Genomic DNA, 22,530 nt, shown 5'->3' with positions numbered 1-22,530 from the left:
GATGATCACCTCACCGGCTCCGCGCCGCGCGCTTCGGCCACGCGGCGCTTGCAGGCCTCCTCGTCGGCCCGCGCGTCGGCCTCCGTGATGTCGAGGAGCTCGACGCGGGTCGCGGGCGGGATGCAATGGGATGTCGCCTTCCAGAGCCGCGGATCGTCGGGGCCGGAGAAGGGACGCACGTCGGGCCATAGGCGGGCGACCGTCTCCTCGGATTGGACGAGGATGTGCTTGCCGTCGGGGCTGAAGACCGAGGATTCGAGGAAGGCCTGCGCGCCGGTGAGGACGAAGGGCACGCCCGAGCCGTCGGCATTCCACACGCGCGTCATCTTGTCCCACGACCGGGTGACGAGGCGCGTGCCGTCCGGGCTCCACTGGACCTCGATGAGCCGATTGCCCGGAATGCCGAAGACGACCGGTTCCCGGGCACCGTCGGCCTTCCACACTTGCACGACGCCGTCGTCGAACACCATGGCGATGCGGCGTCCCTCAGGGCTGAAGCTCGCGTGCGTCAGGGGGCCGGAGACCGGGAACACGACGGGCAGAGCCCCGTCGACGTTCCAGATGCGCGCGGCGTGATCCTCATAGGTCGCGAGCACACGAGAGCCCTCCGGGCTCCATTCTGCATGCTGAATGGCAGCGTCGTGCTCGCCGAGCATGAGGAGTTCCCCGCCTTCGTCCACGTTCCAGAGATGGCCGATTCCACCACGCGGATCCCAAACGAGCAGCCGTTTGCACGAGGGATCGAAGCTCGCGTGCACGCCGCCGTCCGGCGTGGCGGGCCTCGTCGTCATCGCGAGCAGTCGCCCGTCGTTGCTCCAGAGCCGGAGCATCCCATCAATCGACGCCGTGGCGAGGATGTTGCTCTTGGAGCACCAGACGACGGCTCGAACCTGGGAGGGATGACCTTGGAGTTCGATGGGCGCTCTGGAGCCATCCGTGTTCCAGATGCGCGTGGTATTGCCGGTGGACACAACAGCGATTCGCGCGCCGTCGGGGCTCCACGCGAAATGCCAGACGGAACCGCCGTGCCCGTGCAGGACGACGTTTTCCCCTGTCCCCTCCACGTTCCAGATGCGCGCTGTCCCGTCCTTCGATGCCGTCGCGATACGTTTGCCGTCTGGACTGAAGGCGGAGTGCGAGAGGGTCTCCGTGTGGCCTCGGAGGACCACGGGGGCGAGGACTTCGTCGAGGTTCCATACGCGCAGGGTATTGTCGAGCGAGCCCGTGACGAGCCGGCGGCCCTCCGGGCTGAATCGCGCCGTGTACAGCCAATGGCCATGGCCGCGCAGGACGAGCGGGGCGCCGCTCCCATCGGCATTCCAGATGCGCGCCGTCCTGTCTTTGCTCGCCGAGGCGATACGCTTGCCATCGGGGCTCCACGCGACGCTCATGACCTTGTCTTCATGGCCGCGCAAGACGAGGCGCTCGGCGCCGCTCGACGCATCCCATACCCGGACGGTCTTGTCCTTGCCCGCGGTCGCGAGGCTCGTCCCCTCCGGATGAAATGCTGCCGCGACCACCGCATCCGTATGGCCGACCAGCCGCAGCGGCTCGCCCGTGCCGTCGGCATTCCACACGCGCGGGATGGCGTCTCCCGACGTGACGATTCGCCTGCCATCCGGGCTGAACTCGGCGTAGGTGACATCGGCGTCGTGGCGAAGGACGACGAGCTCCTTCCCGCCCGCGGCGTCGAAGACACGCGCGGTCTTGTCCTCCGACGCCGTCACGACGCGTGTTCCATCCGGGCTCATCCGGGCCGCGTTCAAGGCTCCCTCGTGGCCGCGCAGGACGAGCGGCGCCCCCGCGCCGTCCGCGGATTCGATCCGCGCGGTCTTGTCGCCGGACGCCGTGACAATGCGTTTGCCGTCAGGGCTCCACGCGGCTGTCCACAAATGGGCCTCGTGTCCACGCAAGACCCTTTGCTCCTCCAGGTCCCTGGCATCGAGGACCCGCGCAGTCTTGTCTCCCATGGCCACGACGATGCGCTCGCCGTCCGGGCTCACGGCGGCGTCATAAATGGGCGCATGGGGGGCGCCCGGCGCGAACCACTCCCCGCTCGCGACGCCCTGCGAGAGCGCGGCGCTCACGAGCTCGGGCCACTCCTTCGGGATGTCCTCTTGCTCGACCTCACGCAGGAGCGCGAGCACGAGCGTCGGGTCCTCCTGCCGCTTGCGCGCCGCGAGGATGCGCATCGCATTGCGGCCCCGGCGCGCCTGGAACGCGAGCGCTTCGTTTTGCTCCTTGACCCGCGCGGCTTCCTCGTCCGCGCGCTTCGCGTGGGCATTCGCGCGCATCGCCAAGAAAAACACGACGACGGCCACGGCGCCGAGGAACACGAACGCCCCTGCGAGGAGCCGCTGCCGCTGACGCTTTGCGCGGTCGGAGAGGGCCAAGACCGCTTCGAGATACCGCTGCTCGATCTTTCCCACGAGGTCCCCGCGCGTCTCCGCCCGGTCCCCTCGATGCCGTTCATAAAAGACACGCGCCTCCTCGGCGGCACGATCGCGCCAGAGCAGGCCCGAGGGCTCCCCGCTCGCCTGCCATTGCGAGGCGGCGGCGCGCAATCGCGCCAGGAACAGAGCGTCCTCCGCGTTTTCACCGAGCCAGCGCGCGAGCGTGGGCCAACGCTCGAGGAGCGACTCGTGCACGAGCTCGACCTTCGCCGAGCCCGGCTCCCCGTCCGTATCGAGGAGCAAAAGCCGCGCGTCGCAGAGCTCTCGCACCACGGCCTCCACCGCCGCCGCGTCCTCGGCGAGCGCGGCGAGCTCGCGCATGCCCACGAGGGCGCGCGTGCGCTCTGGCGTCACGAGGCGCAGGAAGATCGCCCGGCACAAGCTTTGATCGGACGCCGAGAGCCGCGCGACGACGGCGTCGGCGTGCGTCGCGAGCGCGCCGGCCACGCCGCCGAGCTTTTCGTGGCTTTGCCGCGTGAGCAGCTTTTGCTCCCGGTCACGCGCGTCCCAGAGGTGCGCGGCCGAGAATTGCAAGAGCGGCAGGGGGCTCCGGGCGCGCTCGAGTTCATCCAGGATCTCCTCGACCATCGCCTCGCTTTCAAATCGATGACCCAATGCCTCCACCGGCCGCGTCAAAGCCTCACGCAGCTCTTCGCGTCCCACGGGCGGCAAGAAAAAGAGGCCGGCCCGCACCTGCGACATGAAAGGGCGATCCTCGACGACGCGATCCAGGAAATCGGAGCGGATCGCGAGAATCACGCGCAAGGGTGACGACGCATCGTCCGCCGCGCCGAGCAGGGCGGCGAGGAACGCGGCGCGCTCGTCCGCGTCCGGGACCAGCGTATAAAGCTCCTCGAATTGATCGACGAAGACGAGCAGGCGACGCGAAAGGCCCTTCTTGCGGCAGTGGGCGCGCAGGTGCCTGCCGAGCAAGCCCGGCTGCGTGTCGAAATCACCGTCCACGGCCGCGGGCGCGAGCGCCGTGGCGAGCGCCTCGCGGAGCGCCGCGAGCGGCGCGCGGCCCGGGCGAAGGACGAGGACGTCCCATTCCTCGCCCGACCGCTTCAAGGCAGGAATCACCCCCGCGCGAAGGAACGAGGATTTGCCCGCGCCCGAGGGCGCCGCGACCGCGACGAGCGCCTGACGCGCGAGGCTGCCGAGGAGCGCGGCCACGTCGTGCGCGCGGCCGAAGAAGCGGTCGGCGTCCGTCTCTTGAAATGCGGCGAGCCCAGCGAACGGGCGCGCGTCGCCTTTCCCCGCGACGGCGCTGTGGCCCGAAAGGCATGCGTCGAGCGCGGCGAGCAGCTCCTCCGCCGAGCGGAAGCGTTCTTCCTTCTTCTTGCGCAGGCAGCGGTCGATGACCTCCGCGACCCCGGCGAGCTCCGGCCGAACGTCGGCGAGGCTCGGCATGGGCGTCTTCAGATCGGAAATGGCTTCCAGCCGGTCTTTCGTGAGAGGAGCGAGGGGATGGGCGCCGGCGAGGAGCTCGTAAAAAAGGACGCCCGCGGCCCATAGATCACAACGCGCGTCGAGCGCGTCGCCGTTCCATTGCTCGGGCGCCATGTAGGCGCGTGTTCCTGCGCGTCGCTTCGGCGCCTCGGAATCGACGGGCCTCGCGAGGCCGAAATCGAGGACCTTCACCTGCCCGGCGTCGAGCAGCATGATGTTCTCGGGCTTGAGGTCCCGGTGCACGACGCCGCTTTTGTGGGCCGCGGCGAGCGCACGAACGACGGACGCCATGACATCGAACACGAAGCCCCGCGGCAGCGCGCGCCCGTCGCCCCGCCGGCCCTTGGAAAGGACGTCGCGGAGCGTGCGCCCTTCGATGTACTCGAGGACCATGTAGGGGCGCCCGTCGAGCTCACCGACCTCGTAGATGACGACGATGTTCTCGTGCCGCGCGCGGGCGGTCGCCTGGGCCTCCGCGCGCAGGCGGGGCGCCGCCTGTCCGCCGCCGTGGAGGAGCTTGATGGCGACGAGGCGGCCGAGCTTCGTGTCCCGCGCGAGCAGGACGACGCCCATGCCGCCCTCGCCGAGCTCGCGGATGATTTCGTAATGCTTGATGTACCCGCCCCGCGGAATGGGATCGAGGGGAGGCGGATCGGCTTCGGGCGGCGTGCGGGCGGATGCCGAGGGGGAGAGCGTCGAGGCGGGCGGCGTGTCTGCGAGGTCCGGCTGGGTGAGCGTGCGGGTGGCGCTCTCCATCCGCGCGTGCCCTTCCTCCGCGGGCGACGGGCGCGCCGGCAGGGGGTCGTGAAGCTCGCTCCTCATGACGCGGGGGGCCGAGCCTATCACGCACAGGAGAAGCAGGCAGGAGACAACCGTACGTGTGCCGAAGACAACGACGTATCGCGTAGGGTGCGATGGCACGCGTGGGCGTGGTCCCCGACCTCGTTCGTGGTCCCCTCGGACATGAAAATGTGTGCTCCGGCCAAAGGAGGAATGCCCGTGCTCCGTCGAACGCGCACACAGGGCCCACTCCCCTGCACAAGGAGGATTTGATGTCCGAGAATTCGATTGGCAAGTACACGGGTGATGGTGTCGTCGACGCGTCGCCGTTCAAGCACAAACTCGTCGACCTCAAGCACGGCGATATGCCGAAGCTCAAGCGCTCGAAGCCGGGCTGCGCAGGCGTGCTCGTCGACCTCGCGAAGGCGATGCCCGAGCACGGCGACGAGGCCCGTATCCATCCGGATTGGCATGCCGAGATCGTCGAGGTCAAGCAGACCCTCGACGCGATCCGCGCCCAGCGCCCCGAGGCCGACAAGCTCGCCGAGGTCCTCCGGGAGAGCGAGGCCTATTATGAAGACAAGCTCGAGGTCTTGATCAGCAGGGTCGGCAAGGCCGTCGTCGATACCGCGAAGGGCGAGGACAAGCCCGGCCTGCTCGCGACGTTCGAATCGACGCTCCGGTACCGCGCGCAATACGCGGAGAAGAGCGCCGCGACCCGCCGCAAGAACCAGCAGAACCCCGCCCCGCCCGCCGCCGAGCCCTCCACCCGGGGCTGAGCGGAATCCTCATCCCGCACCGACGTGGACTTGCGAGGCTCCTTTCCGGGAGGGCTTCGCAGGTCCACGAAGGTGGCCGAGCCGAAGGCTCCTCGTGGCGTACGGAGCGCTCGATCTTGCGCGCGAACGCGGTTAGGATGGCCACGGAGGGAGCATCCGGATGAGCAAGGCCGCCACCGATAGGTTCGACGAAGCGCTGAAGACGCTGGAAGACTTCTGCGTGCAGCGCCAGACCCCGAGCGCGTATTTCGGCGTGCTCAACTGGCTCCAGAAGCAGCCGAACAGGGACACGGCCCGGGCGACGATCGGAGCCCGCATTTCCCTCGACACCCACGGCCCCCTGCCCGCGGATCGGAAGCTCGCGCGCGCCTTCCTCCTCGTCGCGGCCACGTGCGAGAACAAAAGCGAGGCCCAGGTGGGTCTGCTTCGACAGGAGCTGCTCGCAGCGCCGCAGGGCGCTTTTGGTGCGAAGGTCCTGACGATGCTCAACGCGGCGATCGCCCGCCAGCCCCACCTCCCGGGCGCCGTCGTCCTCGATGCGACCCTGCAAACGAAGATCGCGGACGCGGGCTTCGCGAAGGCGAACATCCTGGACGCATTCGAGACGGCGAAGTTCGTCCTCGGAAAAGCAAAGCTCCTCCTCGACGCCGGGCAATGCAGCGCCGCCTATACGCGGTGGTTCGGGACCATGGATGCGGCCCGATACGACACCGTGAAGGGGAACATCTCGAACCTCGTGTTCGCCGCCCACGCGAAGCCCGTCGTGATCCGCTACCTCGCGACGCCCGATTTCGGCAGCACGGAGAAGCAAACCTTCCAGCGATACAGCGGCAAGCGAGAAGCCCTGATCGCGCTCGGCGACAAGTTCTTCGGCGCGAACGCGGGGCGGCGGCCCCGGTCCAACGTCTACGACCTCCCCACGTACGGCGCGGCCGTGAACAAGGTGATGGAGCTCAACGACGAGAAGGCCAAGGCGGAAGCCAAAGTCCTGAAAGAAGCGCAGAAGTTCCCCGACGTGGCCAAGCAGAACGCGGTGACGGAGGCCGGCTTCCGGGAGATCGAGGTCAACATCGACGCGAAACGCAAAGCGTTGGTCGCTGACTTCAAGGACGACTACGTCATCGGATACACGGGCGTCATCGTCCACGAGCTCAGCCACCACGTCGCCGGGACGATCGACCTGACGAGCGAGGGGGTCACGATGTACGGCTACAACCTGTGCAGATTCCTCGCCGCGAACAGCCCGAAGAGCGCGATCAAGAACGCCGATAACTATCGGCTGTTCTGCGACGAGTTTCTGCCTGCTTGACGGGGCCGCTCAGAGCGCGGCGAGTGCGGCGAGGACCTGGTCGGCGTGGCCGTCGACCTTCACGTTCGCGAACCGCTTCGCGATCCGGCCTTGCGCGTCGATGATCACCGTCGTGCGCAGCGCGCCTTCGAACGTCCTGCCGTAATTCGTCTTCGTCCCCCACGCCTCGTAGGCGCGGTGCACGGCGCCGTCCGTGTCGGCGAGCAGCGGGAAGCCGAGGCTGTATTTCGCCTTGAACTTCACGTGCGAGTTGACGCTGTCGCGGCTCACGCCGAGCACGACGGCGCCCTTGCCCTGCAACGTCGCGAGGTTGTCCTGGAACGCGCACGCCTCGCGCGTGCACCCGGGCGTGTCGTCCTTGGGGTAGAAATAAAGGACCACGTGTTTCCCGGCGAAATCGGAGAGCGACACGGTCGTCCCCGCGTCCGAGAGGAGCGAGAAGGCCGGGGCCGCCTCGCCGCCGCCCGTTGCCGCGGCCGGCTTGGCCGGAGCGGGGGCCGCCGCGGCCTTTTTCGCCGGCGCGGCGGCCTTCTTCGCGGGAGCGACCGCTGCCTTCTTCGCGGGAGCGGCCGCCGCCTTCTTCGCGGGAGCGGCCGCCGCCTTCTTCGCGGGAGCGGCCGCCGCCTTCTTCGCGGGAGCGGCCTTCTTCGTGGTGGGGGTCTTCTTCGTCGTGGTCGCCCTGGTCTTGTATGACGTCGCCATGCCCGGTCCTCCTCTGCGCGCGGACGAACCGTAGCGCAGGAGCGAGGCCGGACGCAATGGGTCCGCTATTCGGGATCGCAGGCGCCGTCGCAGGTGTTCTGGATCTGTCCGTCAGGCTGGAAGAACAGATCGAGCTGGTCCTTGACCTTCTCGTTGCGCCGCACGCCCTCGTGCACGTCGTTCTTCTCGGCCTCCGTGGGCAATCTGCATTCGAGCCCGGGCTCGGTCGCGAGCTTGAAGTCGATGACGACGAGCGCGTCGTCGGCGGGCGACGTCGTGCTCTCGAGGCCCCAGATCGGCCGCGGCGCGGGGTCGAGCAGGGGAATGCCCGTCGCGCGCGCGACGAGGTGGCTCGCGAGGTTGTTCACCGAGTGATCCCCGATCCCGATCTGCATGAGGACGTGCCGGTTCGGCGGGCTGTTCGGGTAGGTGTCCTTGAGCAGGTGCGGCGCGTAGGTCATGGGGTCGACGCGGTCCCAGGTGCCCTGGCTCAGGGCCATCAGCTTCATGAGGGTCAGCGGATTTTGGAGCTGGCCCTGGAGCACGCCGTAGAGCTGCTGATAACTCGCCGAGCGCGACATCATGAGCGAGTACGGGCCGCCGCCGACGCCGAGCGCCGCGCGATCGAGGATCGGGTTCACGGCGAGCATGGTGACGCCGAAGATCGAGCCCTGGCTGATCCCGTAATAGAAGAGCTTGTTCGTGTCGTAGAGGGGCTTGTCGAATCGCTGGAGCTCGGGCAGCGCGGCGATCGGGCCCTTCAGGGCGTAGCTCAGGGCGATGTAATTGATGATGCCCTGGTGGATGCGGTCGATGAAGCTGAAGACGGTGCCGGGGTCACCGAAGGCCTTTTGCAGCACGATCTCGATGTCCGGCTCGGCCATGCCCCAGAGGTCGACGGCGGCGGCGATGTACTTGCGCTCGTTCTCGTAGCCGCGCATGAAGCCGTAATTGATCTCCTCGGCGAGCCCAAAGAAGCCGTGTCCGTACTGGAGAATACGCGCCGGCTCGAAGTTCGCGTCCGCGGGCTTCAGGCTATGCGGGACCTGGAGGATGAAGGGGACATCCGCGTCGCCGTTCTGCGCCGGCTTGCCGCTCGCGTCCCTATGGATCAGCGCGCCCGGCTCGACGCTCTCCATGTAGAGCGGCACCTTGATCGTGCCCTCGATCCGGAGCCAGATGTTTTCGTTTTCGGCGGGCGTGGTCTCCGTGACCTTGACATTGCCCACGGCCGGCGGATTCGCTTCGAGCTTGGCGAGGAGATCGTCGCGCATCGTGAGGAGGTCACGCGTGTTGACCTCCTCGCTGCTCGTCGTGAAATCCCAGGCGAGCTGGAGCGTCTCGCGCGTGACGCCATGGGCCACGAGCGCCGGGAAGATGTCTTTCTCATAGCGGCTCGCGATGGGGCCGAGGACCGGATCGGCGGACGTCTGTTTGTCGCGGATTCGCTTGAATCCCTCGGGCGGCGCGAGCAGCGGGCCGGCGGCCGCCTCCGATTCCGGCGCGAGCCCCTGGAGCGCGACGATGTACCGCTTGCCATTGTCGAGCCGCACGAAGGGGCGGAGGATGAAGGCCCGCTCCGAGGGTTCGAGCGTGTTCTTGTCGACCTCGGCCCAGACGGGCACGGGTTTGCCCGTCGTCGCGTCGAGCAGGATCACCTTGCTCTCGGGCGAGAGGCTCTTTTCGGGCTCGTCCGTGTGGAAGACGACGCCCTCGGTGCTCACGCCCTCCTTGAAGTGCACGAGGATCGGCTGGTGATGCGAAAACCCGTCGATCGGGTGCGCCTTCGTGAAATCGAAGGACGTTTCGTTCTTGTCCTTCATCTGCGCGGCCTCGGGGATCACGACCCGCTTGCCGCTCGGCATGGATGCGTCGTCCTGGAGATAGAAATCGGACGGATAAGGCAGAAGGCAGTCGTTTTCGAATGCGATGGGGTTGCACCCCTCGGGGACGGCGAGCGGCGGGGGCCCCGCGGGCGTCACCGCGTCGTCCGAGCATCCGAGCGCGGCGAGGCCGGCAAACGTCATGAGGCAAGCGACAAGAGTCCGAGACGGTAGCATGGCAAGCTCCTCCGGCCGCGAGACTATCACGCCGGACGGAGGAGCGGAGCGTCAGCTTTTGCGGACGCGATGGCACTTCTCGTAGAGGCCCGGGAAGACGCCATGGGGGTCGAGCCGACGCTTCGCAGCCTCGTAACGCTCGCGATCGTAGATCTCCCAGAAGCGCTTTTCGCTGTAATGATTGCGCGAGATCAGCGTCTTCACGCCGCCGAGCTCGTAGGTCTTCTGCTCCAGCACCTCGGAGCCGTCGACGAGCGGGTCGTCATTGGGCTTGCCATAGACCGCGCAGTCGATCCAGAGCTCGTCCCTGTGCTTCGCGTGGGATTCGCGGATCCACGGATAGGGGCGCGGCATGCGGTAGGGGACGACCCAGAGCGGCCAGAAGTCGAAATCACGCGCGTACCACTCGTAAAAGGCGGAGAAATTGCGCTGCGGCACGAAGACGTCGCAGACGACGTCGGGCCGTTGTTTCATGCCGAGCACGCGATCGAGGCGCTTCGACCATCGAATGAGGTTGCGCGAGCCGAGCACGTGGCGGCCGACGAGCCAGCGCACGGGCCGCGTTTCGAGCCCCGGGACGGTGCGGCTGAGCCAGTGGCATTCGGCGTCGTAGCGGAAGAAATAGTCGGGCGTCGTGAGATAATCCTCCGTGCGCCCGAGGGTGCTCTTGTAATAGACGTCGAGCCAGCGATAGTTCGACGTGAACGGCGCCTCGTCCACGAACGCGCCTAGGCAAAGCACGAACGAGCGCGGGCCGTGCACGATGCCGTCGATGAATTCGAAATCGCCCACGCGGCAGCGCTCCGCCATGGCCGCATGGAAGGCGTCGAAGCCGTCGAAGTGGCGGTATTGCATCCGGACGAAGCGCTTCGCCTGGACGAGCTTGAACGTGATGCGCGACAGGACGCCGAGCGTGCCGTACGAGCCGTGGATCATGTCGAAGAGGAGCGGATCCTTCTCGGCCGAGCAGGTGACGATCTCGCCGTCGCCGGAGATGACCTCGTATTCGAGGCAGCCGTCGTGGAAGCCGCCATATCGGTACGAGCTCGATTCGATGGAGCAGCCCGCGACCGCGCCGCCGAGCGAGATGTCTTCGAGCTCGGGGACGACGGCAGGCACGAGGCCATGTTCGAGCGTGCGCGGGACGAGCTCGGCGAACGTGACGCCGGGCTCGGCGACGCAGATGCGGCGCTCCGGATCGATGGCGAGGACACGCCGGAACCGGGAGGCGTCGATCGCCGCGGCGTGCTCGCGGGAATCGCCCGGGACGGGGACGAAATGGGAGACGCCGCCCTTGTCGATACGGACGGGCCCGCCCCGGCCGGCCTGAACACGAATGGTGGTCGCGACGCGAGTGACCTCGCGCTCGTGGGAAGAGAGATCCATTGGTTGCCCCCCGTGCCCGGGAGAGGTGGCATCCGAACAAAGGAGGGTCAAGCCGACGAAACGCGAATTCGCGGCGTCGTGCAGGTCGGAAGGGGGAGCGGCCGGGACGTGCGGGGGGATTCAGCTCGCCATGAGGAGCGCCTGGAGCTGCGAAGGCTGAATGCCGTATTCTTTTCGGCAATAATCGCAGGTGATCTCCAGGGGCTTGTTGTCGCGGAGCAGGTCCTCGATGTCCGAGCGCGGGAGCGTGGCCAGGCTGGAGAGGACGCGGAGCTCGCTGCAATGGCACGCATACCGGAGGTCCGACTCCGCGAGCAGCGTGTACGGCATGCCATAGAGGAGATCCTCGATCAGCGCGTTCGGCGTGAGGTTCCCTTTGCGGAGTATGTCGTCGAGCTTCGGGAAGTCTTCGAGCCTTTGCGTCATGATCATGAGCGGCCCGCGCTCGACCTCCGGCAAGAGCTCGACGATGTAGCCGCCCGCGGCGACGACCTCGTCCCCTTCGAGCAGCGTGGCCACGGCGATCGTGGAGACGATCTGCTCGGAGTGCTGCATGTACGCCATGAGCGCCCCCGAGATCCCGCCGTCCTGCGCCTCGAACGAGACCTCCACGATGCCCTGGTGGAGCGAGCCGTTCGGCAGCGTCCGCATCATCTTGAGCAGCGCGCCCTTGCCGCCCGCCATGTCCTCGCCCGTCGTCCCGCTGAAGCCGACGAGGCCGCGGTTCGTGCCGTCCGGGTGCGCGTCGGCCACGATGCTGCCCTTGCCGCTCGCGCCCTTCAGGATGCCCTGGACGCGCAGGTTCGGGCTCATCGCCTCGCGGATGAGGAGCGCGCCCGTGACGAGCTCGCCGAAGCGGCCCGCCACCGTGCCCTTCGCGTTCTGCGAGGCGATGGCGCCGCGCACCGTGTCGGTCGTCAGCGCCGTGATGACCCGGAACGCGCCGTCGTTCGTCATCGCGCGGATGACTTTGTCGGCTTTCTTGTTCGTGACGTTTCGCTCGCTCATCAAACGGCCACCGCCGTCCCGGACGCGATGAGGCCGTCGCGTTCGAGCAGCGCCTCCAGGGTTGGTTCGCGTCCCATGAAGCGCCGGTAAAGGACCATGGGATCTTCGCTGTCACCTCGCGCGAGGATCTCCGAGCGGAAGGCCTCGCCGACCTCGCGGCTGAAGAGCCCCTCGCGCTTGAACCGCGAGAAGGCGTCGGCGTCGAGCACCTCGGCCCACTTGTACGAGTAATACCCCGCGGCATACCCGACGGGGCTCGAGAAGAGGTGCGAGAACGAGGCGAGCATCGCGTGGTCGCCGGGCAGCGGGGCGGGCGAGTGGCGCGAGAGGATCTCGCGGCCGTACGCCGTGGGATCCCCGTCCCGCGCCGGATCCCAGTCCACGTGCAGCGCGAGGTCGACCTCGGCGAAGCCGAGCTGCCGCATCATGGCGTTCGCCGTGCGGAACGTGCGCGCGGCCCGCATGCGCTCGAGAAGCGGCGCCGGGATCGGCTCGTTCGTCTCGTGGTGCCGCGCGAAGAGGTCGAGCGCCTCTTTCTCCCAGCACCAGTTCTCCATGATCTGCGAGGGCAGCTCGACGAAGTCCCACGCCACGTTCGTGCCGGCGAGCGTGCGCACCTCCACGCAGCTCGACGCGTGGTGCATGAGGTGGCCGAACTCGTGGAAGAGCGTCTCGACCTCGCGGTGGTTGAGCAGCGCGGGGCGGTCGCCGATGGGCGGCGTGAGGTTGCCCGCGAGCACTTCGAGGTGCGAAGCGGGGACCTTGGGCGACCACACGCCCGTCACGAGCCCCTGCATCCAAGCGCCGTCGCGCTTCGACTCGCGCGGCCAGAGATCGACGTAAAACACCGCGCTCGCGTGTCCGTTCGACTCCACGATGCGGTACGTCGAGACGGTCTCGTGCCAGGCCTTCGTCTCGGGTGAAGGCTCGATGCGCACGCCGTAGAGCGCCGAGGCGATCGCGAAGACTCCATCGAGCGCCTTCTCCGCGGAGAAATAAGGGCGGAGCGACTCCTCGTCGAAATCGTAACGCGCGCGGCGGAGCTTCTCGGCGTAATACGCGACGTCCCACGGCTCGATCGCGGGCGCGTCCGGGCCCTCGATCTCCTTGCGGTACGCCTGGAGCTCGGCGTTCTCCCGATCGAAGTGCGTCTGCGTCTTGTCGCGGAGCGTCTGCACGAACGTGCGCGCGGCGTGCCCCGACTTGGCCATGCGATCTTCGAGCACGAGGTCGGCGAAGCTCTCGAAGCCGAGCAGGCGCGCCTTCTCACGCCGGAGCACGAGGATCCGCTGCAAGAGCGGGCGGTTGTCCCAGGGCCCTTCGGTCGCGCGCGTGGCGTACGCCTTGTACATGCGCTCGCGGATCGAGCGATCGTCGAGGTACGTCATCACGGGCAGGTAGCTCGGCGCCTGCATCGTGAAGCGATACCCGGAGAGGCCCTTCGCCTCCGCGCTCGCCTTCGCCGCGAGCACCGCGCCCTCGGGCAGGCCCGCGAGCCCGTCGCGCTCGCCGATCACGAGCTCGAACGCGTTCGTCGCGTCGAGCACGTTCTGCCCGTAACGGAGCGTGATCTGCGCGAGCTCGACGTCGATCTCCGCGAGGCGCTTCTTCCCCTCCGGATCGAGGTCGGCGCCGCTGCGCTTGAAATCGGCGATCGTCTTTTCGAGGAGCCGCTTGCGGGTCCCCGTGAGCGCCTTGGCCTCGTCCGTCGCGGCGTACGCCTTGAGCGCGTTCCACACGGGCTCGGAGAGCGCGATGCCGCTGAAGAACTCGCTGACCTCGGGCTGCACCGCGGAGTAGGCGGCGCGGAGCTCGGGCGTCGTGGCGACGGACTCGAGGTGACCGACGACGCCCATCACGAAATCGAGCTGCTCCGTCACCCGTTCGAGCGCGGTGATGGTGTTCTCGAACGTGCGGGGCCCCGCGGCCGCCGCGAGGGCGTCGAGCCGCGCCTTCGCCTCGGCGAGCAGCTCTTTCACGGCGGGCTGCACATGCTCGCCGCGGATGCGATCGAAGGGAATTTCGTAGCCGAGGCCGAGCAGCGGATTTTCATGAGATTCGGACATGGTCGGTGCTCTCGTGGGCGCGCGCGTTTCCCCAGGGGACTTCTTCGTCCTTGCTACCTACGATCGTCGCTCGGGTCGCGCAACGCTTGGCGCACGACATCCGGACGAGTTCGGCGTGAACCCTCGTCCGTGAGCCGGGCGACGCGGCAAAGCGAGCCCTCGGAGGGCGAACGGATCGAAACTCCATCGCTTTCCGTGGTACCGGGCCTTCGGGTCCCGTGCTCGTTCGCCGGTTTCGAGGGCCGCACGATTCCGCTACGCTCGCGCCGTGAACGTCGCGCTCTTCCTGATCGGGATCGGCAAGATCCTCTTTGGCATCGTCGTCGGCGCCCTCGGCGTATGGCTCGGCTCGCGTGTGCTCGGGCGGGCCCTGCGCCTCGGCGAGATCGACGCGGAGCTCGGGAAGGGCAACACGGGCGTCGCCGTGATCTCGGCCGCGGGTCTGCTCTCGCTCGGGCTCCTCGCGCAGCACGCGGTGTCGGCGACGTTCGCCGCGATGGACCTCATGTACCGCGGCCAGAAGCTCGCGCCGGTGATGCTCGGCAGGTTCGTCTTTTACGGCCTCGCGCACGTCGCGTTCTCGCTCGCCGTCGGCGCGGCCGCGATCGCCGTGGGCACGTTCGTCTTCGTGCGCCTCACGCGGGGCGTGGATGAGCTCGCGGAGATCCGGAAGGGCAACGTCGCGCCCGCGCTCGTGCTCGGCGCGGTGATGGTGGTGACCGCGCTCGTGGCCGCGCCGGGGCTCGAGACCGCCCTCGACGGTCTCTTGCCGCTGCCCGAGCTCGCGCGCGACGAGGTGATGGCGCCGTCATGAGCGGGCGAACGCTCCTCGCGCTCACCGCGACCTCGTGCGTGTTCGTCGCGGGCTGCTGCTGCTGCGCCTTCGACATCAACGATCTGCTCACGCCGAGCGGCGAGGAGGAGCCGTCCGCGACGACGCCGGGCGTCGATCTCGGCGTCGCGGTGTATCCCGAAGCGACGCCGGCGTCCGGCGCGACGAAGTATGCGTGGCGGGATCGTCGCCTCGAACCGCCCGTCTATCGCGCCGGCTACGCGCTCGCCGCGGACGAGCAACGCGACGTCGACGCCGCGCACCACGAGCTCGCGCAGCGCCTCAAATACCAGGACGCGGGCGACGGCGCGTTCAAGTGGGTGCCGCCGCCCGGCTGCGACGTGAGCATGCAGTGCATCTTCGAGTCGCTCGCGGAGCGCAGCAAACCCGATGTCGATCCGCTCGCCGCGCGCTTCAAGGCGCGCATCCAGGAGGCGAAGCTCGGCACGCTCGACGCGGTCGAGCTCATGACCTCGTTCGTCCAGGCGATCCCTTACGAGATCCCCAAAGATCGCCCCTTCGGCCTCATGCCGCCGGCGCTCGTGGTCTCGGGGAAAAAAGGCGACTGCGATTCGAAGGCGTTGCTCTTGCACATGTTGCTCGACTCCATCGGCGTGGACAGCGTGCTCCTGAACTCGAATGCCCACCGGCACGCGATGCTCGGCGTCGCGGTGCCGGCGCAAGGCGAGAAGATTCGTTACCAGGGCCGCGAGTACGCGTTCGTCGAGACGACCGCGAAGAGCGCGCCCGTGGGATGGATCTCGAAGGAGATGTTGAAGCCGAACGACTGGGTCGTCGTGCCCGTGCGGATCCGTTCGTCGGAGAAGGCGCCGAAGAACGATGCCACGACGGGCAAAGCCGGGGACGGGCCGAAGCCGAAGTCGACGAAGAAGCGTTGAGCGGAGCTAGAGCATCGAACGGTTCGATGCTCTGCGAGATCGCGAAGCGAGCTCGCCTCGGGGGGTGAATCGACCGGGCTTTGCCCGGGCGAGAGGGGGACGCGAGGCGTCCCCCTCGGGACGAAAGAAGCCTAGAACATCGAGCGGTTCTTGAACCGATCGATGTTCTAGGAGCTGAGCGCGTCCGAGAGGGCGTGCACGGCGGCGATCATCCCTTCCGTGGGATTTTCGCCGTGCGCGCGGGCGCGCTGGTCCACGAGATCGAGGAGCGTCACGAGAACCGCCGAGGCCTGGGCCTCGTGGAGCGCTTGTTTCAACGCGCCGAGCTTCTTCCGCGTCTCGTCCGTCGCATCGAGCGCCGAGAGCGCAGCGAGCGTCGCGGCCGCGCGAGCTTCGTCCTTTTCTTTGATCGCGCTCTGCGTGACGTCGAGGAGCACGTGGCCGAACGCGGCGAGCCGCGCTTCGGTGAGCTCCGGCGAGGCGCCGGCGGCTTGCGCAACGAACTCCTGGAGCTCGGCGAAAGCGCGCCGCTGGACGAGCGCCAGGAAGAGCGCGGCTCCGTTCGTCTCCCAGTCCGCTTTCGACACGAGCCGCTTTCCGATCCAGGCGACCACGGGCGAGGCCACGGGCCCCTGATGCAGCGAGGCGAGCGCGACGCTCATGAGCCGCGCGGCATCGACGCCTTGCGCGGCGAGCCAATCGAGCAGCATCGCGCGCTCGTCGCCGTTCGTCCCGGTCTGCACCTTTTCGAGCGCATCGTCGACGGTGAGGCCCGCGAACGGATCGGCGAAGAGCGGATCGCCTTCGTCGTCGCCGAAGCCGAGATCGAGGTCGTCGCCGAGCGCGCCGCCGCCGAAGAGCGCGCCGTCTCCTTCTTTCGAGGCCGACGCGTCGGGCGCGCTGCCTTCGTCGAGGTCGAACATCGCGGCGAGATCGACGGGTTCGTCCGCGGGCGTGAAGACCACGACGGGCGCGGGCGCCCTTGTTTCCTTCCGCTCGATACGCGCCTGGAGCGCGGGCGGGACCTTCCCGCGGACGAGGTCGGCGAGCGCCTCCCATTCCTGATCCTCGAAGGAGAGCCCGGGGGCGTTCAGCACCTCGTGCTCGAACTCGGCGGGTTTGTCCGCACCGAGCTTCGCGAGCGCGGCGAGGATGGGCGTACGATCCGCGGACGAGGTGCGCGCGCGCCAGCGCAGGAGATCTGCGGAGGTGAGCTCGTGCGCGTGCTCGGCGAGGAAGGTGTGATCGTCCGGCGCGAGCGCCGGCTGCCGGAGGACGTGCAAGAAGGCCACGGCGCGGGCGCTTCCCCGATGAGCGTGCACGAGAGCATCGATTTCGGCCTTTTTCATGGGAGCCCCCACCTTACCAGGGTCGGGCCTTCCGGCGCGACCCTCGTATCGTGCTTCGTCGGGTGGGGCCTCGCGCCCCGGAATGACCCCCCGCGGCGGCGCGCCGACGCGGCGCCCGCGATTCATGACACGCACACGAATGCATGCCGCGCCGCGCGAAGGTTCAAGCCGTCCGGGCGTGCTCCGCCCGGGGCGATAACGCGACGGTGAGCCTCGGGTCAAAAGAATTGCATTGGGTGAAATCGAGTTGACGAGACGGGCGGAGCGGGCTTCCATGACATCGATCGCGATTGTTCCCGCTCGGCGATCCGGCCCCGCGGCTCATGGGGAGCCCCGGGGCTGTATGTTTTTCAGGGCCGATCATTTCTGTTCTGCGCCCTGGTCCGCGCGGCGGCGAGCGCCCGGCCGCGCATCACCTCGGCCCTCGATGCAGGCCTTGGATCCGGGCCTCGGCGTGGATGCGTGCCACCCTGAGCCGTTCTCCGACATCCCTGCCGCGCTCTCGGCGCGAGCGCCATGGAATCGCGGAGAACAGGCTGCGGCATGCCGATTGCTTTGACGTCCTAGCATGCGAACGCTCCCCCTTGTTTCCCTGCTTCTTTCTCTCTCCGCCCTCGCTTGCAGCTCGTCTGCGCCGCCCGAGCCTCCCGGGGCCGTGGATACCGGTGATTGCCACGACGCGAACACACCCGGCTGTGTCGTGACCTCCGGCGCGCAGCGGATCACGAGCCCGAATGTCCCGAGCGACCACCTCACCGCGCTCGTCGATGGCAACACGGCGTTCGCGCTCGATCTGTACAAGAACCTCCGCGGCGAGCCCGGAAACCTCTTCTATTCCCCGCACTCGATCTCGAGCGCGCTCGCGATGACCTTCGCCGGCGCGCGCGGGCAAACCGAGACGGACATGGCGAAGGCGCTGCACTTCACCTTGCTGCAGGCAGAGCTCCATCCGGCGTTCAACGCGCTCGATCTCGCGTTTGCGAGCCGCGGCAAGGGCGCGCAGGGCTCGGACGGCCAGGGCTTCCGGCTCAACATCGCGAACGCGGTCTGGGGCCAGGTCGGGTTTCCCTTCGAGACGGCGTTCCTCGACGTGCTCGGCCTCAATTACGGCGCCGGCATGAACGTCGTCGATTACATCGAGGGGACGGAGGAGGCCCGCTCGCTGATCAACGGCTGGGTCGAGAAGAAGACCGAGGGCAAGATCAAGGACATCCTCCAGGAGGGCTCGATCGACGCGAGCACGCGGCTCGTGCTGACGAACGCCGTGTACTTCAATGCAGCGTGGCGGACGCCGTTCGAGGAGGAGAACACGCAGAACGCCTCGTTCACGACGGGCGAGGGCGGCTCGGTCTCCGTGCCCATGATGCAGGGTTACGTCGAGGCGCCTTACGCGCAGGGCGCGGATTACGCGGCCGTGGAGCTGCCTTACGACGGCAACGAGCTTTCGATGGTGCTCGTGCTGCCGAACGATCTCGACGCGTTCGAGAGCAGCTTCGACGCGGCCCGCCTGAACGAGGTCGTTGGTGCTCTCTCCGAGCGCTCGGTCGACACGCGGATGCCGCGATTCAAGTTCGAGTCGAAGTTCAGCCTGGTCGAGCAACTGAAGATCCTCGGCATGGGCGTCGCGTTCACGGGCGAGGCCGATCTCTCGGGCATCAATGGGAAGGGCGGGCTCTTCATCTCGGACGTGATTCACCAGGCGTTCGTCGGGGTGAACGAGGCGGGGACCGAGGCCGCGGCGGCGACCGCGGTCATCGTGGGCGAGACGAGCGCGCCCGAGCCGGCGGCGATCACGTTCGACAAGCCGTTCTTGTTCTTCATCCGCGACATCGCGACGAAGTCCGTGCTCTTCGTGGGTCGCGTGGTCGACCCGAGCTGAGCGGCACGCTTCCGATGGGCGTATCTTGCCGTGCGGAGCCTTCCGCACCAAGATACGCCCATGTTCTTCAAGGTCGACCCTCGCAAGCTGCAGATGCCCACGAAGGAGCAGGCCCTCCCCGGGCGGAGCACGCCGATGCGCGTGCCCGAGCGGCACTTCGTGAGCGGCGCGCGGATCGTGCCCCCGTTCCCCGAGGGCACCGAGCAGGCGATGTTCGGGCTCGGTTGTTTCTGGGGCGCGGAGCGCAAGTTCTGGCAAACGAAGGGCGTGTACGCGACGGCCGTCGGATACGCCGCGGGGCTCACGCCAAACCCCACGTACGAAGAGGTCTGCACCGGCGGCACCGGTCACAACGAGGTCGTGCTCGTGGTCTTCGAGCCCGCGAAGGTCTCGTACGAGGCGCTGCTCGCGGTCTTCTGGGAGAACCACGATCCGACGCAGGGCATGCGCCAGGGCAACGACGTCGGCACGCAGTATCGCTCGGGCATTTATTGCTTCGGCCTCCTGCAAAAGATGGCCGCCGAGCGCTCGCGCGTCGCCTACCAGAAGGCGCTCCAAGGCGCGGGGCACGGCGACATCACGACCGAGATCCTCGAAGCGCCGACGTTCTATTACGCCGAGGACTATCACCAGCAGTACCTCGCGAAGAACCCCGACGGGTATTGCGGCATCGGCGGCACCGGCGTGAGCTGCCCGGTGGGGCTCGTTTCGACGGGCTGAGTTCGGGCGGAGCACGGCCTCCGCGTTTGCTCTAGCGTGACAGGGCCCGCGAAGCGCGGATACCATCCCCCCCATGATGAAGACACGACACGCGGGCCGGATGGGGCGCTTCGCGCTCGTCCTTGGGATGATGGGCCTCCTCGGCGCGGCGACCGCGTGCGGGGACAGCGGCACGGGCGCCACGGGCGGTTCGGGCGCCGGCGGCAGCGGCGCCGGCGGTTCGGGGCAAGGCGGCATGGGCCCGGGCGGCATGGGCGGCCAGGGCGGGGAGGGCGGCGAGCTCTTTCCTTCGGGCGTCGGCGGCGCGGGCGGAGGCGCGGGCGGCGGCGATCCGAACTGCAATCCCATCCTCAAGGCGACCGTGCGCGATTTCCAGATCGCGCACCCAGATTTCGAGGATTTCATCGGCGACGACAAGGGCATCGTCACGAACGAGCTGGGCGCGGACGGAAAACCCGTCTATGCGGGCAACCCGACGACGCCGACGACGACGGGCAAGGCCAATTTCGATCAGTGGTACAACGACGTCGAGGGCGTGAACATCGCGATCCCGGTCGAGATCCCGCTCATGGCCGCGGGCGGCGGGACCTACACGTACAACAACTCGGCGTTTTTTCCCATTGACGGTCAGGGCTTCGGCGACGAGTTCCAGACCCACAACTACCATTTCACCCTCGAGCTGCGGACGCAGTTCATTTACGAGGGCGGCGAGATCTTCACGTTCACGGGCGACGACGACCTCTTCACGTTCATCAACGGGAAGAAGGTGATCGACCTCGGCGGCGTGCACGGCGCGCAGACCTCGACGGTGAACCTCGACGAGCGCGCGGCCGAGCTCGGCATCGAGAAGGGCAAGACCTACCCGCTCGATTTCTTCTTCGCCGAGCGGCACACGAGCGAATCGAACTTCCGGATCGACACGACCATCGGCTGCTTCTCGGAGCCGCCGATCCCCGAATAATCAGTCGAAGGGCGCGACCGTCACCGCGTGATTCAAGGGCCCATGCCCGTGCCCGAGGCCCGGCGCCTTCTGGATCGCGAGCCGGAGGTACCGCCGCGCCCGCGTGATGGCCGCTTCCATCCCGAGCCCCTGCGCGATCCCCGCGGCGATCGCCGAGGCGAGCGTGCATCCCGTTCCGTGCGTCGAGGTGGTCTCGATGCGATCGTCCTCGAAGAGCTGTTCTCCCGCGGCCGTGACGAGCACGTCCGTGACCTTCGGCCCTTCGAGGTGCCCACCCTTCAAGAGCACCGCCTTCGGACCGAGCGCGAGCAGCGCCGCGGCCACGCGTCGCATCGCGGAGACGGAGTCGATCGTTTGTCCCGCAAGGACCTCGGCCTCCGGCACGTTCGGCGTGATCAGCGTCGCGCGCGGCAAGAGCCGGCCGATGAGCGCTTCCCGCGCCTCCGGGAGCAAGAGCGGCGCGCCGCCCTTGGCCACCATCACGGGATCGACGACGAGCGGGACGTCCTTCGCGAGGCGCGCGTGCACGTCGGCGACGACGTCGATCACCTCGGCCGAATGGAGCATGCCGGTCTTGATCGCGTCCGCGCCGATGTCCTCGAGCACGAGGCTCATCTGCTGCGCGAGGAACGCGGGCGGGACCGGAAACACCCCGAAGACGCCGCGCGTGTTCTGCGCAGTCAGCGCCGTGATCGCGGTCGCCCCGAACGCGCCGAGCGCCGTCACGGCCTTGAGATCCGCCTGGATACCGGCCCCGCCGCCCGAGTCCGAGCCGGCCACGATGAGCACACGCCCTTGCATCGCGGCTCGCCTACCAGCGCGGGACGCGACGCGCAAGGTGCGGCTTCGTTTACTTGCTCGACATGGCCAGCGTCGCCCGCACCCGGCGCTGTTCGAGCGGCGTGAACGAACGATCGAGCAGCGCTTGCTCGGCGGCCTTGAACGCGGCTTCGTCCTGCGTCTTCGCGGCGAGCGCGTCGCGTTCCTTTCGAAACGCCTCGATCCGCGCTTTCCACGCTGCGCGTTGCGCGTCGAGCTCGGCCAGCCTGTCGGCCGCCTCCACGCCGAGGGTCTCGACGCGCTTCGTGTACACGTCCTCGTCCGTCGCCCCTTCCGCGCGCATCGCGTCCGCCTCGGCGCGCGCGCGGAGCGGCAACGTCGCGGCTTCGCGCGCCTCGCGCGCTCCTTGGGGCAAGCTCGCTTCGAGCTCGGCGACCTTTTGCTCCTGCTCGTCGGCCGTCAGCGTTTCGTCCTGACGAATGCGGCTCGCCTCGGCGGCCACCTCGCCCTCGCGCTCCTCGTCGCCGAAGAGCGCGTCCGCGGTCTCCTCGCCGAAATGCTTGCGCCGGAGCTTTTTCAGCGCTTCGAGCCGCGCCGTCGGATCGGCCTCTTCGTCCTTCGGCAGCGCGAGGCCGTCCTTGTCTTTTCGATACGCGAGATACTGATCGAGCAGCGCGGCGGCCTGGAGCGCGGCCGGGCCAGAGGCCCGCTCGCGAATGGCCGCCAGGATCCGGGCGCGGATCGTCTCGTCGCTCTCCTCGCCCTCGGTGGTGAAGTAGTAATCGAAGAGGCGCAGGATCTCCGGACCGAGGAGGAGCGATCCGTCGGGCCCGACGCGCAAGGCCCCGTCCTCGTCCGTGCCGCGCAGCGAGCGGGCCTTTTCCTTGAAGGGGCTCTTCTCGCGGGTGTCGACGTTGGTCTCGGCGCGTCGGACGGGCGGCGTCGAGATTTTTCGCGTTGCGCTTTTCGGGCCGCCGCGCGCCTCGGCCGTCGTGTCGCCCGCGCGCGCGGGTTCGTCCCCGCTTCGTTTCCACGCGCCGATGCCGGCGGCGACGAGCGTGACGAGGGCGATCCCCGTGGCGATGCGGCGGCGGTTCACGCGCATCCTCGCTGGGAAG

At 68.1% G+C, this 22,530-nt stretch carries 16 protein-coding genes; 7 read left to right on the top strand and 9 right to left on the bottom strand.

The genetic code is table 11. The annotated features are described in order from the left end of the window. Positions 1–5: 5 nt before the first annotated feature. Positions 6–4,724, bottom strand: coding sequence for an nSTAND1 domain-containing NTPase (locus QHF89_RS04770; protein ID WP_136967297.1), 4,719 nt, complete (start codon positions 4,722–4,724; stop codon positions 6–8). 230 nt (positions 4,725–4,954) lie between these two features. Between QHF89_RS04770 and QHF89_RS04765 the strand changes: the two genes are divergently transcribed. After that, a complete protein-coding gene (locus tag QHF89_RS04765) occupies positions 4,955–5,461 on the top strand; it encodes a hypothetical protein (RefSeq protein WP_136967298.1) in 507 nt (168 codons plus the stop codon). Positions 5,462–5,621: 160 nt separating this feature from the next. Beyond that, a complete protein-coding gene (locus QHF89_RS04760) occupies positions 5,622–6,770 on the top strand; it encodes a M35 family metallo-endopeptidase (protein ID WP_136967299.1) in 1,149 nt (382 codons plus the stop codon). Between the two features lie 9 nt (positions 6,771–6,779). Here the strand turns inward: QHF89_RS04760 and QHF89_RS04755 are convergent, their stop codons facing one another. The 5 genes from QHF89_RS04755 to QHF89_RS04735 form a co-directional block, all read right to left on the bottom strand. Beyond that, the gene (locus QHF89_RS04755; RefSeq protein WP_136967300.1) at positions 6,780–7,472 is read right to left on the bottom strand and encodes a peroxiredoxin; all 693 of its coding nucleotides are present in this window, start codon (positions 7,470–7,472) and stop codon (positions 6,780–6,782) included. A 65-nt stretch (positions 7,473–7,537) separates the two neighbouring features. Next, positions 7,538–9,499: a hypothetical protein gene (locus QHF89_RS04750; RefSeq protein WP_136967301.1), complete on the bottom strand. Its 1,962-nt coding sequence runs from the start codon at positions 9,497–9,499 to the stop codon at positions 7,538–7,540. Positions 9,500–9,583: 84 nt separating this feature from the next. Beyond that, positions 9,584–10,918: an FAD-binding oxidoreductase gene (locus QHF89_RS04745; protein WP_136967302.1), complete on the bottom strand. Its 1,335-nt coding sequence runs from the start codon at positions 10,916–10,918 to the stop codon at positions 9,584–9,586. Between the two features lie 120 nt (positions 10,919–11,038). Continuing rightward, entirely contained in the window at positions 11,039–11,926 is an 888-nt protein-coding gene (locus tag QHF89_RS04740; RefSeq protein ID WP_136967303.1) for an Hsp33 family molecular chaperone HslO, read from the bottom strand. After that, positions 11,926–13,992, bottom strand: a complete 2,067-nt coding sequence (locus QHF89_RS04735) for a M3 family metallopeptidase (RefSeq protein WP_136967304.1) — start codon at positions 13,990–13,992, stop codon at positions 11,926–11,928. The genes QHF89_RS04740 and QHF89_RS04735 overlap by 1 nt, the downstream gene beginning before the upstream one ends. 268 nt (positions 13,993–14,260) lie before the next feature. Between QHF89_RS04735 and QHF89_RS04730 the strand changes: the two genes are divergently transcribed. Continuing rightward, positions 14,261–14,806: a DUF350 domain-containing protein gene (locus QHF89_RS04730; RefSeq protein ID WP_136932839.1), complete on the top strand. Its 546-nt coding sequence runs from the start codon at positions 14,261–14,263 to the stop codon at positions 14,804–14,806. Further along, positions 14,803–15,723, top strand: a complete 921-nt coding sequence (locus tag QHF89_RS04725; RefSeq protein WP_136967305.1) for a hypothetical protein — start codon at positions 14,803–14,805, stop codon at positions 15,721–15,723. Before QHF89_RS04730 ends, QHF89_RS04725 begins: the two co-directional genes overlap by 4 nt. Positions 15,724–15,890: 167 nt before the next feature. Here the strand turns inward: QHF89_RS04725 and QHF89_RS04720 are convergent, their stop codons facing one another. Then, on the bottom strand, positions 15,891–17,072 hold the full coding sequence (locus tag QHF89_RS04720; RefSeq protein ID WP_136967306.1) for a hypothetical protein: 1,182 nt from the start codon (positions 17,070–17,072) through the stop codon (positions 15,891–15,893). Positions 17,073–17,640: 568 nt separating this feature from the next. On the opposite strand from QHF89_RS04720, the gene QHF89_RS04715 reads away from it, so the two are divergent. From QHF89_RS04715 to QHF89_RS04705, 3 genes are all read left to right on the top strand, one after another. After that, positions 17,641–18,951, top strand: a complete 1,311-nt coding sequence (locus tag QHF89_RS04715; RefSeq protein WP_136967307.1) for a serpin family protein — start codon at positions 17,641–17,643, stop codon at positions 18,949–18,951. Positions 18,952–19,011: 60 nt separating this feature from the next. Continuing rightward, positions 19,012–19,671: a peptide-methionine (S)-S-oxide reductase MsrA gene (gene msrA / locus QHF89_RS04710; RefSeq protein WP_136967308.1), complete on the top strand. Its 660-nt coding sequence runs from the start codon at positions 19,012–19,014 to the stop codon at positions 19,669–19,671. A 73-nt stretch (positions 19,672–19,744) separates the two neighbouring features. Next, complete coding sequence (locus QHF89_RS04705; protein WP_284720061.1) at positions 19,745–20,632, top strand: fibro-slime domain-containing protein; 888 nt, start codon at positions 19,745–19,747, stop codon at positions 20,630–20,632. Here the strand turns inward: QHF89_RS04705 and thiD are convergent, their stop codons facing one another. After that, positions 20,633–21,433, bottom strand: coding sequence for a bifunctional hydroxymethylpyrimidine kinase/phosphomethylpyrimidine kinase (gene thiD / locus QHF89_RS04700; RefSeq protein ID WP_136967309.1), 801 nt, complete (start codon positions 21,431–21,433; stop codon positions 20,633–20,635). Between the two features lie 49 nt (positions 21,434–21,482). Further along, positions 21,483–22,511 carry a lipase secretion chaperone gene (locus QHF89_RS04695; protein WP_284720060.1) on the bottom strand — a complete coding sequence of 343 codons (1,029 nt, stop codon included), beginning with the start codon at positions 22,509–22,511 and terminating at the stop codon, positions 21,483–21,485. Positions 22,512–22,530: the final 19 nt, after the last annotated feature.

Origin of the sequence: Polyangium sorediatum, assembly GCF_029946465.1 — a bacterium.
In the GTDB taxonomy this organism is placed as follows: domain Bacteria; phylum Myxococcota_A; class Polyangia; order Polyangiales; family Polyangiaceae; genus Polyangium; species Polyangium fumosum.
Note: the sequence above shows the minus strand (reverse complement) of the source record. Positions and strands in the feature narration are given on the sequence as shown.

Excerpts from the sequence above, each read along its gene's own strand:
- QHF89_RS04770 (WP_136967297.1), bottom strand. The coding sequence starts at position 4,724 with ATGAGGAGCGAGCTTCACGACCCCCTGCCGGCGCGCCCGTCGCCCGCG.
- QHF89_RS04765 (WP_136967298.1), top strand. The coding sequence starts at position 4,955 with ATGTCCGAGAATTCGATTGGCAAGTACACGGGTGATGGTGTCGTCGAC.
- QHF89_RS04760 (WP_136967299.1), top strand. The coding sequence starts at position 5,622 with ATGAGCAAGGCCGCCACCGATAGGTTCGACGAAGCGCTGAAGACGCTG.
- QHF89_RS04755 (WP_136967300.1), bottom strand. The coding sequence starts at position 7,472 with ATGGCGACGTCATACAAGACCAGGGCGACCACGACGAAGAAGACCCCC.
- QHF89_RS04750 (WP_136967301.1), bottom strand. The coding sequence starts at position 9,499 with ATGACGTTTGCCGGCCTCGCCGCGCTCGGATGCTCGGACGACGCGGTG.
- QHF89_RS04745 (WP_136967302.1), bottom strand. The coding sequence starts at position 10,918 with ATGGATCTCTCTTCCCACGAGCGCGAGGTCACTCGCGTCGCGACCACC.
- QHF89_RS04740 (WP_136967303.1), bottom strand. The coding sequence starts at position 11,926 with ATGAGCGAGCGAAACGTCACGAACAAGAAAGCCGACAAAGTCATCCGC.
- QHF89_RS04735 (WP_136967304.1), bottom strand. The coding sequence starts at position 13,992 with ATGTCCGAATCTCATGAAAATCCGCTGCTCGGCCTCGGCTACGAAATT.
- QHF89_RS04725 (WP_136967305.1), top strand. The coding sequence starts at position 14,803 with ATGAGCGGGCGAACGCTCCTCGCGCTCACCGCGACCTCGTGCGTGTTC.
- QHF89_RS04720 (WP_136967306.1), bottom strand. The coding sequence starts at position 17,072 with ATGAAAAAGGCCGAAATCGATGCTCTCGTGCACGCTCATCGGGGAAGC.
- QHF89_RS04715 (WP_136967307.1), top strand. The coding sequence starts at position 17,641 with ATGCGAACGCTCCCCCTTGTTTCCCTGCTTCTTTCTCTCTCCGCCCTC.
- msrA (WP_136967308.1), top strand. The coding sequence starts at position 19,012 with ATGTTCTTCAAGGTCGACCCTCGCAAGCTGCAGATGCCCACGAAGGAG.
- QHF89_RS04705 (WP_284720061.1), top strand. The coding sequence starts at position 19,745 with ATGATGAAGACACGACACGCGGGCCGGATGGGGCGCTTCGCGCTCGTC.
- thiD (WP_136967309.1), bottom strand. The coding sequence starts at position 21,433 with ATGCAAGGGCGTGTGCTCATCGTGGCCGGCTCGGACTCGGGCGGCGGG.